The 13,228-nt window shown below is 65.6% G+C and carries 16 protein-coding genes; 4 read left to right on the top strand and 12 right to left on the bottom strand.

The annotated features are described in order from the left end of the window. Window positions 1-63: 63 nt before the first annotated feature. Both E5678_RS20200 and E5678_RS20205 read left to right on the top strand, forming a co-directional pair. Window positions 64-1,536, top strand: coding sequence for an RNB domain-containing ribonuclease (locus E5678_RS20200; protein ID WP_136180189.1), 1,473 nt, complete (start codon window positions 64-66; stop codon window positions 1,534-1,536). A gap of 193 nt (window positions 1,537-1,729) precedes the next feature. Next, window positions 1,730-3,019 carry a glycerophosphodiester phosphodiesterase family protein gene (locus tag E5678_RS20205; RefSeq protein WP_247596846.1) on the top strand — a complete coding sequence of 430 codons (1,290 nt, stop codon included), beginning with the start codon at window positions 1,730-1,732 and terminating at the stop codon, window positions 3,017-3,019. A 41-nt stretch (window positions 3,020-3,060) separates the two neighbouring features. Here E5678_RS20205 and E5678_RS22865 read toward each other — a convergent pair whose 3' ends face one another. Both E5678_RS22865 and E5678_RS22870 read right to left on the bottom strand, forming a co-directional pair. After that, window positions 3,061-3,183 (bottom strand): hypothetical protein, encoded by a 123-nt coding sequence (locus E5678_RS22865; protein WP_281728085.1) that lies wholly within the window; start codon window positions 3,181-3,183, stop codon window positions 3,061-3,063. Between the two features lies 1 nt (window position 3,184). Next, complete coding sequence (locus E5678_RS22870; protein ID WP_281728086.1) at window positions 3,185-3,313, bottom strand: hypothetical protein; 129 nt, start codon at window positions 3,311-3,313, stop codon at window positions 3,185-3,187. A gap of 200 nt (window positions 3,314-3,513) precedes the next feature. Between E5678_RS22870 and E5678_RS20210 the strand changes: the two genes are divergently transcribed. Beyond that, entirely contained in the window at window positions 3,514-4,542 is a 1,029-nt protein-coding gene (locus E5678_RS20210) for a M14 family zinc carboxypeptidase (RefSeq protein ID WP_168708620.1), read from the top strand. Further along, window positions 4,539-5,306 carry an alpha/beta hydrolase gene (locus E5678_RS20215; protein ID WP_136180190.1) on the top strand — a complete coding sequence of 256 codons (768 nt, stop codon included), beginning with the start codon at window positions 4,539-4,541 and terminating at the stop codon, window positions 5,304-5,306. The genes E5678_RS20210 and E5678_RS20215 overlap by 4 nt, the downstream gene beginning before the upstream one ends. On the opposite strand, the gene E5678_RS20220 is transcribed toward E5678_RS20215, so the two are convergent. From E5678_RS20220 to E5678_RS20265, 10 genes are read right to left on the bottom strand one after another with little or no spacing between them, the layout of a single operon-like run. Continuing rightward, complete coding sequence (locus tag E5678_RS20220) at window positions 5,297-6,157, bottom strand: F0F1 ATP synthase subunit gamma (RefSeq protein ID WP_136180191.1); 861 nt, start codon at window positions 6,155-6,157, stop codon at window positions 5,297-5,299. The genes E5678_RS20215 and E5678_RS20220 overlap by 10 nt on opposite strands. 2 nt (window positions 6,158-6,159) lie before the next feature. Next, a complete protein-coding gene (locus E5678_RS20225) occupies window positions 6,160-7,692 on the bottom strand; it encodes a F0F1 ATP synthase subunit alpha (protein WP_136180192.1) in 1,533 nt (510 codons plus the stop codon). Beyond that, window positions 7,689-8,435, bottom strand: coding sequence for an ATP synthase F0 subunit B (locus tag E5678_RS20230; RefSeq protein ID WP_136180193.1), 747 nt, complete (start codon window positions 8,433-8,435; stop codon window positions 7,689-7,691). The genes E5678_RS20225 and E5678_RS20230 overlap by 4 nt, the downstream gene beginning before the upstream one ends. A gap of 3 nt (window positions 8,436-8,438) precedes the next feature. After that, a complete protein-coding gene (locus E5678_RS20235; protein WP_136180194.1) occupies window positions 8,439-8,693 on the bottom strand; it encodes a F0F1 ATP synthase subunit C in 255 nt (84 codons plus the stop codon). A 32-nt stretch (window positions 8,694-8,725) separates the two neighbouring features. Then, the gene (gene atpB / locus E5678_RS20240; protein ID WP_136180195.1) at window positions 8,726-9,397 is read right to left on the bottom strand and encodes a F0F1 ATP synthase subunit A; all 672 of its coding nucleotides are present in this window, start codon (window positions 9,395-9,397) and stop codon (window positions 8,726-8,728) included. Further along, complete coding sequence (locus tag E5678_RS20245; RefSeq protein WP_136180196.1) at window positions 9,394-9,684, bottom strand: ATP synthase subunit I; 291 nt, start codon at window positions 9,682-9,684, stop codon at window positions 9,394-9,396. The genes atpB and E5678_RS20245 overlap by 4 nt, the downstream gene beginning before the upstream one ends. 19 nt (window positions 9,685-9,703) lie before the next feature. Further along, window positions 9,704-10,009: an AtpZ/AtpI family protein gene (locus tag E5678_RS20250; RefSeq protein WP_136180197.1), complete on the bottom strand. Its 306-nt coding sequence runs from the start codon at window positions 10,007-10,009 to the stop codon at window positions 9,704-9,706. After that, window positions 10,006-10,470: a F0F1 ATP synthase subunit epsilon gene (locus E5678_RS20255; RefSeq protein WP_136180198.1), complete on the bottom strand. Its 465-nt coding sequence runs from the start codon at window positions 10,468-10,470 to the stop codon at window positions 10,006-10,008. The genes E5678_RS20250 and E5678_RS20255 overlap by 4 nt, the downstream gene beginning before the upstream one ends. Beyond that, window positions 10,467-11,900: a F0F1 ATP synthase subunit beta gene (gene atpD / locus E5678_RS20260; protein WP_136180199.1), complete on the bottom strand. Its 1,434-nt coding sequence runs from the start codon at window positions 11,898-11,900 to the stop codon at window positions 10,467-10,469. Before atpD ends, E5678_RS20255 begins: the two co-directional genes overlap by 4 nt. Before the next feature lie 13 nt (window positions 11,901-11,913). After that, a complete protein-coding gene (locus E5678_RS20265) occupies window positions 11,914-13,050 on the bottom strand; it encodes an alpha/beta fold hydrolase (RefSeq protein WP_247596847.1) in 1,137 nt (378 codons plus the stop codon). Window positions 13,051-13,228: the final 178 nt, after the last annotated feature.

Here is a 13,228-nt window from a genome sequence, read left to right on the forward strand (position 1 = left end):
TCCTGATGCGGGTGTCCGTTTGAGCGCGCAGAATGAAGGCAAGATCACCTGCCGGAGACCACCATGGACCAAGCCCTCAACAACCACCGCAGCCAGCTCGCCACTCTGGCGGCCTGGGCCATGTTCAGCCGGGGACTCGAAGCGGAGTTTTCGTCCGCAGCGCAGGAACAGCTGGCGAGTCTGAACGGGCCTGCCACCGAAACCGGCGAGGGGATCCGCGACCTTCGGGAGCGCGACTGGTTCTCGATCGACAACGATGATTCGCGCGACCTGGACCAGCTCTCGTTGAGCGAGCCTTTGCCCAAGGGTGGCCTGCGGGTCTGGGTGGCGGTGGCCGATGTGGATGCGCTGGTGAAAAAGGGCACGCCTATCGACCAGCATGCCCAGCTGAACACCACGTCGGTCTACACCTCGGCGCGCATCTTTCCCATGCTGCCCGAACGCCTGTCCACCGATCTCACGTCGCTCAACCAGGACGAAGACCGGCTGGCCATGGTCATCGAGATGGCTTTCTCGGATGACGGTGTGTTGGTCGAGAGCTCGATCTACCGCGCCCTGGTGCGCAACAAGGCGCAGCTGGCTTACGATGCCATGTCGGCCTGGATCGACGGCGAGGGAGCGCTGCCCGAGCCAGCCCAGCGCGTGCACGGCCTGTCTGTACAACTGCGCGCCCAGGACGGTCTGGCACAAAAGCTGCGCGTGCTGCGGCGTGCCGAAGGCTCGCTGGAGTTCGAGACTTTCCAGCCTCGCGCGCAGTTCGAGGGCGAACGCATCGCCAGTATCCACCTGCAGCCGCAGAACCGCGCGCGCCAGCTGATCGAAGAACTCATGATTGTCACCAACGGCTGTACCGCGCGCTTCCTGGCCGCCCACGGCGGTGTCGCCCTGCGGCGTGTGGTGCGTTCACCCGAGCGTTGGTTGCGCATCGTCGATGTGGTGCGGGGCTTTGGCACCCAGCTGCCCAACCAGCCGGATGGCCCGGCGCTGGAGGCCTTTCTGGCGCGCCAGCACAAGGTGGATCCGCTGCGTTTCCCCGATCTTTCGCTGGTGATTGTGAAGCTGATGGGATCGGGGGAGTACGTGGTGGAGCGATCCGGCCAGCCGCCCATCGGTCACTTCGGTCTGGCGGTGCGGGACTACATGCATTCGACCGCGCCCAATCGGCGCTTTCCAGACCTGATCACGCTGCGCCTGCTCAAGGCGGCACTGGCTGGTGAGCGGTCGCCATACGCGCCTGCCGAACTGGCGGAACTGGCGGACCATTGCACCCTGCAGGAAGACGCTGCGCGCAAGGTGGAGCGGCAGATGCGCAAATCCGAAGCGGCCCTGCTGTTGCACTCACGCGTTGGGGAACGCTTCGACGGGGTGGTCACCGGTGTCAGCGATCAGGGCACCTGGGTGCGCATTTTCGAACCACCGGTCGAAGGCCGGTTGAGGGGGCACGTGCCCGATCTCAACGTGGGCAAGTTGGTGCGTGTGCACCTGGTATCGACCTCGGTGGAGAGGGGCTTCGTCGATTTTGCGCTGGAGCGCTGAGCACTGCAGAGCTGCGACCCTTCGCGGCTACTGCGGGGCCCGATGCGCACTCGCCCGGCCCGGGCAATGGTCCATCGGGCGGCGGTGTTGATGGCCGTCATGCCACTGCCACACTGCGTGTCCAGCATGGTGCCGGTGGTGTTCATTGATGGGTTCGAAGCCGTAGCTGTGCCACCCCACCAGGAGGATTTCCGTGCACCACCACCGTTTGCTGATGGGCCTGGCTCTGGTCGGCGCTCTCCTGGGCCAAGCCCTGGCCGACAACGGCCAAAACGACCACAACAGCCGCAACCGCCACACCTGGCAGCAGGTTGACCGCCCCGTCCAGGTGCAACTGGGCCCGCGTCCGTTCTTCCTGGTCGACGACATGGCTGACAGCCGCCTCAAACGCCAGTTGCAGCAGTGTGCGGCGCGCGGTCACTTCATGGCCAGCGACTTTTCCATCGGTCATCGGGGGGCTTCCCTGCAGTTTCCGGAGCACACCCGGGAGTCCTACACGGCCGCGGCCCGCATGGGTGCGGGCATCGTCGAGTGCGACGTGACCTTCACCAAGGACAAGGCGCTGGTTTGCCGTCACGCGCAGAATGACTTGCACACCACGACCAACATCCTGGTTACCCCACTGGCCGCCACGTGCATCCGGCCTTTTGTGCCGGCCACGCTGGCTGCCGACGGCAAGGTGCTCACGCCGGCCGGCGCCGAGTGCCGAACCAGTGACATCACGCTGGCCGAGTTCAAGACACTGCGCGGCAAGATGGACGCCGCCAACCCGGCCGCGCGCACCCCCGAGCAGTACCAGGGTGGCACCGCCGGCTTCCGAACCGATCTCTACGCGGGGCCCACCAGCGGCACCTTGATGACCCACCAGGAAAGCATTGAACTGTTCAAGCGCCTGGGCGTGAAAATGACCCCGGAACTCAAAAGTCCGAGCGTGGCCATGCCGTTCGATGGTTTCACGCAAGAAGCCTACGCGCAGAAGATGATCGACGAATACCAGCAGGCTGGCGTGAAGCCGCGCGACGTCTGGCCGCAGTCGTTCAACAAGAGCGATGTCTTGTACTGGGTGCAGAACGCGCCGGCATTCGGCCGCCAGGCTGTGTACCTGGACGATGCCAGTACCGCCGCCGACCTGCCCGACGCTGCCGAACTGCAAAGCTACAAGCGCGACGGTATCCATACCGTGGCGCCACCCATCTTCGCGCTGCTGGATGGTGATGCCAGCGGAAAAATCGTGCCCTCGACCTACGCCCGCAACGCCAGGGCGGCGGGCCTGGACATCATCGCCTGGAGTCTGGAGCGCTCGGGCATCCTCGCCGATGGCAACAACGGCTTTTACTACCAGGGCATCGATCCAGCCATCAAAACCGAGGGCGACGTGATGCGGGTGCTTGACGTCCTGGCGCAAGAGGTCGGTGTCATCGGCGTCTTCTCTGACTGGCCAGCCACGACCACCTTTTATGCCAACTGTGCGGGCCTGCGCTGATCCGGCAAGGGCACCCACCCGGGTGGTGGGGCGTGAGGTGCTCAGCGGGGAGGGCGGCTGATGCGCCAGGTCTGGTAGCGGCAGCGCTGCAGGGCCAGAAATTCCAGCAGACCACACGCCACAGCAGCGCCAAGCAGCGCCCAATGACTCAGGTGGCGAAGCACTTCAGTCCTCCGGCCCGAGGGGCCATGCTTCGTGCGCGGGTGTTGCGGCGTCGGGCGTCCACAGGGTGCACCAGTGTTCGTCGAACAGGTGGTCGAGGAGCTTTTGCAAGCCGAGCAGTTTCAAGAGCATGGAGGCCTCCTTTCAGGACATGGCGTGGGGTTCACTTTAGCGGCGGTGTGTGACGGTTTCGCGTCGTTCCGGCAGGACCAGTCCTCGCCCCACCCGGGTGCTGTTGTCGTCGAACAGCGGTAGATAGCCAAGCGAATTCCCGCTAGGCTTCTCGGCTGCCCATCCCTACGAACCGCGCTGACGCATCTGCCTTCATCACCGTGCCCAACAACGTGTTGCCCGAATTGCAGGCACTGGAACAGATCATCGAGCTGGGGGCGGGTCGCCTGCAGTCCCGCGTGGTGCGGCAGGTTCCCGTGGCAGGGGGGCACAGCTTTCCGGTCTACGCGATCACGTTGGGCAATCCCGACCTGGGGGTGCCGGGCGTGGGGTTTTTTGGTGGTGTGCATGGTCTGGAGCGCATCGGCTCCGAGGTGGTGATGGCGTTTCTGCGCAATGTGGTGCAACGCCTGTCCTGGGACGCCGTGCTGAACCGGCAGCTCGAGTCGGTGCGGCTGGTTTTCATGCCGATCGTCAATCCGGGGGGCATGTGGGCGGCCACGCGGGCCAACCCACGCGGCGTTGACCTGATGCGCAACGCCCCAGTCGATGCCAAGCAGAAAGCGCCCTTTTTGCTCGGTGGACAGCGGCTGAGCGCGGGCCTGCCGTGGTACCGCGGACCGGCGGGCGCGCCGATGGAGGCCGAGAGCGCCGCGGTGTGCGAAGTGGTGCAAACGGAGCTGTTGTCGCGCCCCTTCAGTCTGGCGCTGGACTGTCACTCAGGCTTTGGTGTGCGCGACCGGCTGTGGTTTCCCTTTGCGCACACCCGTGAACCGATTCGGCACTTGCCCGAGCTACACGCCTTGCAACGCATCTTTCTTGAAGCCCACAGCCACCATCCTTACATCATCGAGCCGCAAAGCGCGCAGTACCTGACCCACGGCGATCTCTGGGACCACCTGTACTTGCAGGCTTGCACCGAACCGCAGCGCACTTTTCTGCCGCTGACACTCGAGATGGGCTCCTGGCTCTGGATCAAGAAGAACCCACGCCAGCTGTTTTCCCGAAATGGCATCTTCAACCCCCTGATCCAGCACCGCCTGCAAAGGGTGTTGCGGCGCCATGTGACTTTGCTGGACTTTCTGGCGCGCGCGGCCAGCAGCCACAGGCATTGGTTGCCTGCGTCCGATGCCCGGGATGAGCAGCTGACTGCGGCGATGGCCGACTGGTATCCGGAGGGTGGGCGATGAGCACCTGGGTGCTGCTCCGGGGATTGACGCGCGAAGCCGCGCATTGGGGCGCCTTTCCGACCATTTTGGCGGAGGTGTTGCCCGAGGACCGAATGGTGATGCTGGACTTGCCCGGCAACGGGACGCTACATGATCAAGCCAGCCCTGCGTCGGTGGGTGAAATGGCACAGGCCTGTCGCCGCGCTTTGCGCAGTCAGGGGTTTGCCCCGCCGTACCACTTGCTGGCCATGTCGCTGGGTGCCATGGTGGCGACCGAATGGGCGCATCAGGCGCCAGCTGAGGTCGCCGGTTGCGTGCTGGTCAACACCAGCTTCCGCCCTTTTAGCCCCTTTTACCGGCGGCTGCGGCCTGGCAACTACCCTGCGCTGTTGTGTCTGACCACTGGGGCTCGTGATCCCTGGGTGGCAGAGGCCCTGGTGTGGCGTCTCACCAGCCAGCAGACGCCCCCCAACGCCGAGGTGCTGGCGCAATGGGTGGCGGCGCGGGTCGTGCATCCGGTGGCCCGGGGCAACGCGATCCGCCAGCTGGTCGCTGCCGCGCGCTACCGGGCGCCGATCACCGCACCTGCAGCCAGGACTTTGCTGCTCGCCAGCGCGCAAGACACGCTGGTGCACAGCGGGTGTTCAGACGCCATCGCACAGGCCTGGGGCTGTCCGCTGGTGTTGCACCCGACGGCCGGGCACGACCTGCCTCTGGACGATCCGGCGTGGGTTGCGCGCCAGGTGGGTGCCTGGGTTGCTGGCGGAGGGGCCGGTCAGCTGTGAGCGTCGCGGCGCCGGTTCAGGGCCTGCAGCCCCGCCGCCAGTTCCACGATCTCTTCGGTGATGGCTTCCTGGCGCAAACGGCGTGCATCGGCCGCCAGTTCTTCTGCCAGGTGGGTCACGTTGTCATGGGCGGCCGCCATGGCCTGCAGGCGCGAAACGTTTTCGGCGCAGTGGCTGTGCAGCAGGGCATGGGTCAGGCGCGCCGAGAGGTATTCGTCGATCAGCTGATCGAGCAGGCGCTGCGGGGTGAGGTGAATCAGGGGATCTGAGCCCTGGGCCCGGCGCAGCGTGTCCAGGTCCAGCGGCAGCAAACGGTGGCGGGCCACCTGGTACTGGTTGCCTTCACCGACTTCGGCAAACACCATCTCGACGCTGCTGGCGGGCTCGCGCGCCAGGGCTTGCTCCAGCGCGGCCTGCAGGTGGTCGCTGGCCTCCACCACTGCATCGGCATGGGCGATCAGTGGTCCGGACCATTCAGGCTCGATACCCAGGGTGGGCGCCTGGCGCAGCCCTTGGGCGCCCAGCAGCATCACACGGGTGCCCGCCAGGTCGGGTATCGCGGTCAGGACCTTGTCACTCAGGCCGCCATTGAACGCCTGTTCGGCGCAGAACAGGATGCGCAAAGGTCGGATGCCTGCTGGCGCGGAGCGGCGGTCCTGGTTCGGCGGGATCAAGGCCAGTGCCTGGCCCATGGCGTCGGCCACCGCGCGGGCGTAGGCGTTGGTGCCCGCAATGAGTTTTTTGGCGTGCTCGGCGCGCGCGGCCGCCACGCCTTGCATGGCGCCCACCAATTCGCCGAAGCTGCTCACGGTGGCGAGGCGGGCCTGAACGTCGGCGGCACGTTGGGCCATGGTCAGGCGGTGGGCGGCAGCGCCAGCAGGGGCACAACAGCCTTTGTCAAACGCGCGCGCTCGTCGGCGTCCACAGCGTTGCGCACGGTCAGGCGTTGGGTCAATTTGGGTTGGGCCGCCAGCGCCTGTGCCAGCCGCTCCACCACGGGCCCGATATCGGCCGGCTCCACCGCGTCGAGCAAGCCCCCTTGCAGAGCGATCACGAGGGCGATCTGCGCGGCCGCGGCTTGTGGTGCGAGGCGGGGCTGGGCCAGCGCGGCCCGGATGCGGCGCCCGCGCGCAATCTGGGCGTGTACTTTGGGGTCGAGCTCGGTGCCGAAGCGGGTGAACAACTCCAGCTCCAGAAACTGGGCGTACTCCAGGCGCAGCGAGCTCACGGCCTCGCGCATCAGCGGCGCTTGCGTCTTGCCGCCCACGCGGCTCACGCTCAGGCCGGTGTCCACCGCAGGCAATTGCCCCAGGTGGAATTGTTTGGCATCGAGCACGATCTGGCCATCGGTGATGGAGATCAGGTTGGTGGGAATGTAGGCGGCCAGGTTGCCGGCTTCGGTTTGTGCAATGGGCAGGGCCGTGAGCGAACCACCGCCGCGCTCGGGTGAGAGCATGGCGGCGCGTTCCAGCAGGCGTGCATGCAGGTGAAACACATCGCCCGGGTAGGCTTCGCGCCCGGGCGGCTGCTGCATGAGCAGCGCGAGCTCGCGGTGGGTGGCGGCGTGTTTGCTCAGATCGTCAACCACCACCAGCGCGTGTTGCCCGCGATCGCGGAAGTACTCCGCCATGGAGAAGCCGGCAAACGGCGCGAGCCATTGCAGGCCGGGCGCAGCGGTGCTGGCCGCCACGACAAAGATCGTGCGTTCGGGGGCCCCCAGTCGGCGCACGGCGTCGATCACCGAAGCCGTGGCTTCCGACTTTTGCCCGACCGAGATGTACACGCAAATCAGTTCACTGTCGCGCTGGGCCAGCAGCGCATCCACGGCCACGGAGGTCTTGCCGGTGCCCCGGTCGCCGATGATGAGTTCGCGCTGACCGCGGCCGAGCGGGAACAAGGCGTCCACCGCCAGTGTGCCGGTGTGCACCGGCTCGCGCACCAAGGCCCTGTCGATGATGGTGGGCGCCGCACGTTCGGCAGGCAGATACCCATCGTGGGAAATCGGCGGGCCGTCGTCGAGCGGGCGCCCCAGCGGATCGACCACGCGTCCCAGCAGGCCCGGGCCGACCGGTACTTGCACCACATCACGTCCCCGGGTGACCGGTTGACCGGTGCCCACGAGGTCGGGTTCATCGAGCAGCACGCAGGCGATGTGGTCGGGTTCCAGGCCGGCGGCGTAGCCCATGCGCCCCCCAGGAAAGTGCAACAGTTCGTTGAGCCGCACACTGGCCAGGCCGGTGACATGGGCGATCCCGTCGGCCACGCTGTGCACTCGGCCGATTTCTTCGAACCGGGGCGCTTGCGCCGGCTGGGCCGCGATGCGCGACCAGGCGGCTGCGCGCCAAGGGGCCAGGCTGGCCGTGATGGGGGGTGCGTTGTTGCTCATGGGGCAGTCGGCTGCATCGCGGCTCGAGCGGCCGCCAGCTCGGCTGACCAGCTTTGCGACAGCACGCCGTGCTCAAAATGCAGTTCGGCACCGCGCAACAAGGCCGGCAGGGTCTCTGATTGCAGATGGACTTCCGTCCCGAGTAACCGGCTGAGCTGGTCTTTCACCTTCTGCACGGTGACCTCGCTCGGTGCGCTGGCGCAGACCAGCGTGACGGGTGCGGGTTGCGTGGCGCCCAGCCAGTGTTGCCGTTCTTCTACCGGCGTTGCGTTCGCGTGCTCGAGCAGGGCGTCCACGAAGTCGTTGTCGGTGAGGGGTGTCGGGCTGCTGTGGATCAGGCGGGTGGCGAGATCAACGGCCATCGAGCCCGCTTCGGTCAACAGGGTTTGACTGGCCTGCAGGCGCTCTTTATCGAGTTGCTGACGTGCTTCGTTCTGCTGGGATTTCAGGGTGGCTTCGCCACTGGCCATCAGGGCCAGGCGCTCGGCCTCGGCGCTTTGCCGGGCTTCGCTCAGCACGTGTTCTCGGTCGCTGTCGATGGCCGCGCGCTGGGTCGCCAGCGCCTGGCTTTCCTGCTCGACCTGCTGGCGGGCTTGCGCCGCCTCGGACAGCTCGCTGGCAATGCGTTGCTGGCGCTTGTCGATCACAGCCATCAGCGGCTTGTACAGCAGCCAGCGCAGCAGGGCCAGCAGCACCGCCAAATTGATCGCCTGCAGCAGCAGGGTCCATCCGTCGAGTTGCATGGCTTATTTCACAAAAGGATTGGCGAACAACAGCAGCAAGGCCACCACCAGGCAGTAGATGGCCGTGGTTTCGATCATGGCCAGGCCCACGAAGAGCGTGCGTGAGATGGTGCTGGCGGCCTCAGGCTGGCGGGCAATGGCGTCCATGGCGGCGGCCACGGATCGGCCTTCAGCCAGCGCCGGCCCGATCGCGCCAAAGGCCACCGCAAATGCAGCGCAAACGATGCTGCCCAGTTGAAGCCAGGTGGTGTTGTCCATGGGGTTTCCTTTCGGTTCGATTCAGAAAAAAATCAGGTTTCGGTGTTGCCTGCCGCGGCGGCAATGAAGACCATGGCGAGAACCATGAAGATATAGGCCTGTATCAGGCCCGTGAGCAAGTCCAGTGCCATGAAGGGAATGGGCACCAGCAGCCCGGCCAGACCCAGCACCACGGCTGAAATGAACATGCCGCTCATGATGTTGCCAAACAGGCGCACCGTCATGGAGAGCACGCGGGTGACCGCCTCGAGCAAATTGAGCGGCAACACAAACAGGTTGGGTTGGGCATAGCTCTTCATGTAGCCCCAGACGCCATGGCGTTTGACGCCCCAGCCCGTCACGGCGAAGAACACGGCCAGCGCCAGCACCAGATCGGTTTCGAGCGCGGCCGTGGGCGGTTCGGCGCCGGGCAGAAGACCGCTGAGGTTCGCAAACAGGATGAAGAGAAACAGCGTGCCGATCAGGGGCAAAAAGGGCTCAGGGTCGAGCCGCATGGTCGATTTCATTTCGTCGCGCAGCGTGGTGATCATCAGTTCAGCGAAGGTTTGAACCCGACCAGGCTTGTCCACCGACAGGCGCCGGGTGACCCACCATGAAAGGGCCACCATGACCACCATCACGACCCAGGTTGTGACCACCGGTCGGGTGATGAGCATGGGGCCGATCTGCCAGACCAGCTCGTGGTTGAACGGATTGGTCTTCATGGCTGCACCGGGTTCCCTTCTGTGCGGCGCGCTCTTCTGATCAAGACCACGCGCGCAGCCACGATGCCCAGCGCCAGCGCCAGCAATGGCCAAGCGCCAAAACGCACCGCCCACCAGCATGCGCCCACGAGCACCGCGATGCGCAGCAATTGCACGGGCAGCACGGTGCGCCAGTTGGGTCCTTCGGCGCTGACCAGGCGTTGGCTGAGCCAATGCAGCGAGCCAAAGTGCCACAGGCCCACGAGCAGACCGAGTCCACCAAACAGAAGCAGGTTCAAGGGGGTCATGAACAGAGGTCCTTGGAATTCATGGTTCGTGCATCCAGCGCCAGGCCGACCAGCCGCCCAGCAACAAACCCAGCAAGAGCAGGGCGGCCGTGAAGGTGATGCCGGTGGACAACCAGTTGTCCAGCCAGCGCCCCAGCCACACGCCCAGCAGGGCGGGTATCACGATGATCCACCCGAGCACGCCCACCGCCGCGAACTGCCGGGCCAGCGAGGGGTCGCCGTCGCGCAGCCAGCGCTGGGCAGAGCCCGCGCGGCGGCGCACCTGTTTCAACAAAGCGCTGTTGGTGTCTTCGCTGGCCCCGGGGCGGTGGTCGTCTTCGTTCATGGCCAGCTCCCCTGAGGTTGTGCGCCATGGGCCTTCGGGCGCACCAGTTCACGCAGCGTGCGCACTTCCAGTTGCCGCACCTGGCGCCGCGAATCGTCTTCGACCTGTTGGCGCTGTATGAGCTGCGCCAGCACTTCGTTTTCCAGCTGGTCCAGGTCATCGCCCGGAATGGCTTCCCGCGTGGCGATGCTCAGCTCGGTGCCGTGTGTCAGTGTCATCACACCGCGGCGCACCGCGCAGTGGTGCCAACGCTCGGCGCCGTCTTTCCAGCTCACCACACCCACGCCGAGCACGGTCAGGAAATCGGCGTGGCCAGGCCACAGCCCGAAGCCGCCACTCGCGTCTTCGGCGCGCAGCGACAACACGCCGCTGGCGTCCACGATCACCTGCCCCAGGCTGCTGAGCACGAGGTGCAGGCCATCGGCATGGGGCCAGGAGACGGGTGCAGCCGGGCTGTTCATGAGGCGACCCGCGAACGGACATCGTCCAGATTGCCTGCCATGAAAAAGGCGCTCTCGGGCCAGTCGTCGCCTTCGCCATCGAGGATGGCGCGGCAGCCTTTGAGCGTGTCGGCAAGGGTGACCTGGCGGCCGGGCTTGCCGGTGAAGGCTTGTGTGACGGAAAACGGCTGGGTGAGAAAGCGTTGCAATCGACGCGCGCGGCCCACCAGTTTTCGGTCTTCTACGCTCAACTCGTTGATCCCCAACAAGGCGATGATGTCTTGCAACTCGCGGTAGCGGGCAATGGCCTCGCGCACATCGCGCGCGAGGTCGCAATGCGCTGCACCGACCACCAACGGGTCCAGCAGCACCGACTGAGAGCTCAGCGGGTCGATCGCTGGGTACATGCCTTCGGCCGCGAGCTGGCGCGAGAGCATGATGCGGCTGTCCAGGTGGGCGGCAATGGTGGTGACGGCCGGGTCTGTGAAGTCGTCCGCTGGCACGTACACCGCTTCGATGGCGGTGACCGATGCGTGCTCGGCGCAAGCGATGCGTTCTTGCACAGCGGCCACTTCGCTGGCCAGCGTGGGCTGGTAGCCGACTCGCGAAGGCAGTCGGCCCAGCAGGCCTGAGACCTCTGAGCCCGCCTGCACAAAGCGGAACACGTTGTCCATCAAGAGCAGCACGTTGCGCTGCTGTTCGTCGCGGAAATACTCGGCGATGGTGAGCGCGGTCAATGGGGTGCGCCAGCGTGCGCCCGAGGGCTCGTTCATCTGGCCAAACACCAGGGCGCTGTTGGACAACATGCCAGATTCGTGCATGTCCAGCAGCAGTTCGTGGCCTTCGCGGCTGCGTTCACCCACGCCGGCAAAGACCGAGATGCCCTTGTAGGTTTCGGCCATCACGTGAATCAGCTCCATCACCAGCACCGTTTTCCCCACGCCGGCACCGCCGAACATGGCGGCTTTGCTGCCCAGCGCCAGCGGCGCCAGCAGGTCGATCACCTTGATGCCGGTTTCGAACACCTCAACCGCAGCCCGCCGTTTGGCCAAAGGCAAAGGCGCCTGGTGAATCGCGCGCCGCGGTGCGTCGTCTGCAATGGGCCCCAGGCCGTCGCCGGGGCGGCCCAATACATTGACGAGCCGGCCCAGCAAGGCTTCGCCCACTGGCACGGTCAGCGGTGCACCGGTGTCGCGCACGGCGACGTGGCGCGCCAGACCCTGGGTTTCCTGCAGCGCCACAGTGCGCACCGTGTGTTCGTCCAGCTCGGCCTCGACCTCCAGCACCAGCGGCAGGGGCTCGTCCCAGAGCACTTCCAGCGCATGGTGGATGGCCGGCAGCGGGCCGCTGTCGAAGCGCACATCGACCACGCCGCCTCGCACGGCCACCACCGTGCCGTTGGCTTGGGAAGTCGGTGCAGGCGAAGGGGCTGTGTCGGTGGCGGCGGTCATGCGGACAGCATCCTCACGCTGATTGGGCGGCGATCCAGCGCGCAATGGGTGGCCAGGTTTCGGACAGCGTGCGTGCGCCCATGAACAGGCCGATGTGACCGCCAGGGATGGTCTGCTGGCGAATCTGCTCCGGCGGTGTGCCCACGAGTTGCGCGGCGTTGAGCACCTGCTCCGGGCTGGTGATGTCGTCGTCGGCTCCCGCCAGCAAATAGAGTGGGCAGGTGATGTCTTTCAGGTGCAGCTCGCGCCCGAGTCCGACAAAGGTGCCCTTGGCCAGGCGGTTTTCCTTGAAGAGCTGCTGAATCACCTGCAGGTACCAGCGACCCGGCAGGTCGATCGGGTTTTCGTACCAGCGCTCGAACCTTTCCTCTTTGGCCAGGTAAGCGGCATCGTCGATGTGTTCGTAGAGGTCGATGTGGTCCTGCATGTAGTGCTGCTCGGGGTGCATGTTCTTCCAGCCCTGCAGCATGAACTTGCCCTTCATGAGGCCCTGACCCAATCCCACCAGTTCGTCGTAGAACGAGCTCGGCGAGTCATGGACCATCTTGCGGATCGGGCCTTGCCCGGCATCGGTGTCGATGGGTGCGCCCGCCAGCACAAGGGCGTTGACCTTGTCGGGGAATCGCGCCGCCAGCATGGTCGACACCCAGCCGCCTTGACACAGGCCGACCAGGTTCACCCGGCCGCCCAGATCGTCGATGACCACCAGCATCTCTTCCAGGTAGTTGTCGATTTCCAGGTCTTTCATGTCGGGCGTGGCGCTCTTCCAGTCGGTCAGAAGCACATGGCCGACCCCGTTGGCCAGCAGGGTCTCGACCAGGCTCTGCCCGCGGTGGTAGTCGGCGATGGACGCGGTATGGCCAGCGTGGGGGGCATCCACCACGGTGGGGATGCCCTGCCCGGGTGTGCCGTACTCGCGCAGCACCATGGTGCGCAGGTCGAGCCGCGTGCGGTGGGGCGTGGCCAGCTCGGGTCGCTGGTGGCTGTGGATGAGGATCTCCTCTTCCACAAAATGGAGATTTTTGGCGTAGAGGGCCGATCCCTGTTGCATGAGGGCGCTGGCCATGGCCATGGGCCAGAAGGCTGGGACACTCATCCAGGCCGCGCTCTTTGGCACGGTGGGAGAGGCAACTTCAGGTAGGTTTTTCATGGAACCATGATGGGGCAAGAAGATGACTCGGGGCTTAAGCTGGATCAAATCATTTGAAGATGTTCAAGTCATCACCCCGTGAAAAACCCAGGAGTGTGGCGGATTCAGCGCTGCAGAGTTCGTAGCGTCAATGGACCATGCCAGTCGCCGCCGCGACTGGCGGTCTCGCTTGAGGTGT

Origin of the sequence: Hydrogenophaga sp. PAMC20947, from assembly GCF_004795855.1 — a bacterium.
In the GTDB taxonomy this organism is placed as follows: Bacteria; Pseudomonadota; Gammaproteobacteria; order Burkholderiales; family Burkholderiaceae_C; genus Hydrogenophaga.